Here is a 683-nt window from a genome sequence, read left to right on the forward strand (position 1 = left end):
AGATCTAGGCAAGTATATGAAATGCTATCGGATACGCATGCATCTGTTACAGAAGCAAATAAATTTATGACATTTTATCCTAAAAATGTTGAAGAATTTAAATTAATTGTTTTCAAATTAGATAAAGCATTACAAAGATATTCTGCACCAAAGATATTTACAGATTTTCAACTACCTAAAAATAGTTGTGTGCAGTTCAGATATGGTGCATTTAAAAAGATGACTTGTCGAGATAAAGAGCATAATAAAATAATCGATTTGGTTAGATTACCTACGGGAAAACTAATTCCAGATGATAGAACCAAGTCATTCCATATGTTACCAGGTACTAGTTGGCCGTTTAAAGCAAATAAATATAAGGATAAAAAAGTATATTGTCCTGAATTGAATAAATATCGTTTTTCTGAAATTTTATCTAGAAAAAACAAAGGTGGTGTATATAAAGGTATTACTATTAATGATGTTCCAATCGTTATGAAAACTGCTAATGAATTGGTAGGTAGTAATCCAAAAAAGCTTAGTGCGAAGCAATTGTTAAATAATGAAATAAAGTATATGAAAGTATTAAATAAAAGCCCATATATTCCCGAACTTATTGAAACATTTTCTCAAGGAAAAACACTAGTTGAAATAATGAGATTTATAAGTGGGCCACAATTGATAAATATAAAGATAGAGGACAA

The 683-nt window shown here is 28.7% G+C and carries 1 protein-coding gene; it reads left to right on the top strand.

The annotated features are described in order from the left end of the window. On the top strand, positions 1-683 hold a 683-nt coding region (locus JF73_RS08665), incomplete at both ends, for a class III lanthionine synthetase LanKC N-terminal domain-containing protein (RefSeq protein WP_503366504.1).

This window comes from Lactobacillus helsingborgensis, assembly GCF_000970855.1.
In the GTDB taxonomy this organism is placed as follows: Bacteria; Bacillota; Bacilli; order Lactobacillales; family Lactobacillaceae; genus Lactobacillus; species Lactobacillus helsingborgensis.